The organism is Pontibacterium sp. (genome assembly GCF_041587635.1).
Classification (GTDB): Bacteria; Pseudomonadota; Gammaproteobacteria; order Pseudomonadales; family Balneatricaceae; genus Pontibacterium.
Genome location: NZ_JBFGYC010000465.1, coordinates 1 through 3,227, shown reverse-complemented (window position 1 = coordinate 3,227; position 3,227 = coordinate 1). Strand labels below are relative to the sequence as shown.

4 protein-coding genes are annotated in these 3,227 nt (G+C 54.3%); 1 reads left to right on the top strand and 3 read right to left on the bottom strand.

From position 1 onward, the window contains the following. Positions 1–1,009, bottom strand: a 1,009-nt coding sequence (locus ABYW01_RS17535) for an NAD(P)H-hydrate epimerase (RefSeq protein WP_372835259.1), incomplete at its 3' end; no start/stop codon positions are given. A 98-nt stretch (positions 1,010–1,107) separates the two neighbouring features. Here ABYW01_RS17535 and queG point away from each other — a divergent pair. Continuing rightward, a complete protein-coding gene (gene queG / locus ABYW01_RS17530; protein ID WP_372835256.1) occupies positions 1,108–2,208 on the top strand; it encodes a tRNA epoxyqueuosine(34) reductase QueG in 1,101 nt (366 codons plus the stop codon). Here queG and orn read toward each other — a convergent pair. Both orn and ABYW01_RS17520 read right to left on the bottom strand, forming a co-directional pair. Further along, the gene (gene orn, locus ABYW01_RS17525; protein ID WP_372835253.1) at positions 2,205–2,750 is read right to left on the bottom strand and encodes an oligoribonuclease; all 546 of its coding nucleotides are present in this window, start codon (positions 2,748–2,750) and stop codon (positions 2,205–2,207) included. The genes queG and orn overlap by 4 nt on opposite strands. 116 nt (positions 2,751–2,866) lie before the next feature. Then, positions 2,867–3,227: hypothetical protein (locus ABYW01_RS17520; protein WP_372835251.1), on the bottom strand; the 361-nt coding region annotated here is incomplete at its 5' end.

The window sequence follows — 3,227 nt, the reverse complement described above, 5'->3', positions numbered from 1 at the left end:
GCCCCCAGGCTCCACGCCCCAACCCCGGCCCCACAACAATAACATCTGCCACATCCAGCAGCGGTTCAAGTTGCCCTGCGCTGCTGATGCCGTGAGTCATCACTTCCGGTACGCGCACCAACGCCGCCGGGACATGCTCAGGACGGGTAGCCAAGGTAATGAGTCCCGCGCCTGTTCGCGCTGCAGACTCCGCCGCCATAAGCGCCGCGCCGCCCATCCCCAGATCGCCACCCACAACCAGAATACGTCCATTCGTACCTTTATGGGCCGAGCGCGCCCGCGCCGGAAGCAACTCTTCCCGGTCAATATCGGCGGTACGAAAAGCGCTAACTGGCACCAGCTCATATACATCTTCGGGCAGCTTTAAGCTATCAAAGTACAACTGCCCGACGTGATCCACCGCTTCATGCGTCAGCAGCCCCTGCTTAACGCCGATAAACGTGACCGTGCAGTCGGCACACACGGCGCTGCCCAGTGCTGCACCTGTATCGCTGCATAAACCGGAAGGGATATCGACCGCCAAGACAGGTTTCCCGCTGCGATTGAGTTGATCGATGGCCTGCCTCGCCTGACCACGCACTTCACCACCCAGCCCGGTCCCTAACATTGCGTCCACCACCACATCACCGGAGAAAGACATACCGGAACGAAAGTATTCGACCTCAATGCCTTGTGCCCTCATCCACTGCCATGCTTCCAGCGCTTCACCACGCAAACGATCGTCAAAGCCCTCATCCCCCAGACAGATCACCTGCACGGCAATGCCTTTGGCCTGCGCCAGCACCGCCATCACAAACCCATCACCACCATTATTGCCACCACCGCAGAGCACCGTGAGCTGACGCATTTCAGACCAGCGCTCATGCAGCACAACAAAGGCCGCATGCCCCGCCCGCTGCATCAGTTTGAAACCGGGTATGGCAAATTGCTCAATCGCCGTGCGGTCAAGGGCGCGGCACTGATCAGCCGTGTATAATGTGGCTGGCAGTTTGGTTCGGTCGAGTGACATGCTTCAGACTCCAGAAAAAATTGCGTACAGATGCCATATTTCCATCTCATTATAGAGTAATGACAATCCCGATTATGCCTACACCCACCCCCAACACAATGGATCAGCTTGCGCTGGATATTAAGACCTGGGCACACGAACTCGGGTTTCAGCAATGTGGCATTACGCTTCCTGACCTGAGCGATCAAAAAGACAAGCTTCAAGCGTGGTTGGACGCAGGTTATCAGGGTGAAATGGATTATCTCAACAATCATTTTGAAAAACGCCTGGACCCGACTCTTCTAGTCCCCGGCACACAGCGCATCGTCTGTGTACGGATGGACTATATGCCCGAAAACACCGAAAAGCTGAAAACGCTGAGCAATCCGGAAAAAGGGTACGTTGCCCGCTACACACTGGGACGCGACTACCACAAACTAATGCGTAAGCGCCTGACCCAACTGGGCAAGAAAATCGCCGAGCAGGTCGATAACCTCGGTTATCGCGCTTTTGTAGATAGCGCACCGGTCATGGAGCGTGCACTGGCCCAAAAAGCCGGAATCGGTTGGGTGGGCAAGCACGGTTTAATCCTCAACAAAGAGGCGGGATCGTGGTTTTTATTGGGTGAACTGTTTATCGACTTGCCACTGCCAGTCGATCCGCCCGAAACTGAAAACCATTGCGGTCGATGCACGGCCTGCATTGATGTCTGCCCCACCGAAGCATTCCCACAACCCGGCGTCCTGGACGGCAAGCGCTGTATCTCTTATCTGACCATTGAACTTAAGGGCAGCATTCCCGAAGAGCTGCGTTCGAAAATCGGCAACCGGATTTTTGGTTGTGATGACTGCCAGATGATCTGCCCGTGGAACCGCTTCTCGCACTTTACAGAAGAAGCCGATTTTTACCCTCGCAACAACCTCAACGACGCCGAACTGCTCAATCTGTTCAGTTGGGACGAAGCGACTTTTTTGAAAAAAACCGAAGGCTCAGCCATTCGCCGAACCGGGCATGAAGGCTGGCTGCGCAATATCGCGGTTGCATTGGGCAATGGCAACGGAGGGCAACAGGTCATCACGGCGCTGAATGACCGGATCGACCATCCATCAGAAGTGGTCCGAGAGCATATTCGATGGGCACTCGATCAGCTGCAACTGGACGCTCAAGCCCAGCCGCTGCCGATTTTGTCTCACCCGGGAGTGAAACGTATTAAAGATTAATCTTCGAATTTAAAAAATACTTCGCGGTAGTGACGCAGCTCTTCGATAGAATCGTAGATATCATCCAGCGCCAGGTGAGAGCCTTTTTTCTTCACACCGTCTAACACCTCAGGACGCCAGCGGCGCGCCAGCTCTTTAATCGTACTCACGTCCAGATTACGATAGTGGAAGAACTCTTCCAGCTCAGGCATGTGGCGATAGAGGAAACGGCGGTCCTGACCAATACTGTTGCCACAGATAGGAGAAGCTCCCTTATCCACGTGTTCCAGCAGAAATTCGATCGTGCGCTGTTCCGCTTCACGCTCACTGATTTCGCTGTCTTTCACCCGCTGGGTCAAACCAGACTTGCCGTGCTGATTAGTGCACCACTCATCCATCGCATCCAGAGCTGAGTCTGGCTGATGGATCGCCATCGTAGGGCCTTCTGCCACAACATTCAGATTGGCATCGGTGACGATGGTTGCAATCTCGATGATGTAATCGCTATCCGGGTCCAAGCCCGTCATCTCCAGATCTATCCAAACCAGATTACTTGTACGCACGCTGGTAAAACCTCCACATCCGATAAATGCCTTATTGCCGGAGACAACAGAGTGATCTGTTATGCATCCCGCCATCCCAAAAGGCTCGTTAATATTTTTCTATAGGTTAGAATACCTTAGCTTAGTGCTTTAGCCACCCCCAACAATAGATCAAATAACGGATCTGGGCGGAATGGCAAACTGAATCTGACACACAGGTGGTCCACTCTTCTTTCATGGCAAAACGTAAACTGACCCGTCGCCAGGCTTGGCGTATACAGAAAATTCAGGACGAGCGCACCGCCCGCGCCGCCAAGAAAGATGCATCTATTGATGATCAATTGGATGGCGGTGATCTGGGCCCGGAACAACACGGCCTGATCACGCAGCGCCGTGCCGGCTTCACGCTCGAACAGGACTTTGTCGATGATGTAGCGCGACTGCGCGGCGTCGTCTTCGACCGTCACGAGCGCCGGTTTCGGCCCTTTCGTCTTGTCG

Bases quoted from the DNA above. Each gene is read 5' to 3' on its own strand.
- queG (WP_372835256.1), top strand. From the start codon at position 1,108: ATGGATCAGCTTGCGCTGGATATTAAGACCTGGGCACACGAACTCGGG.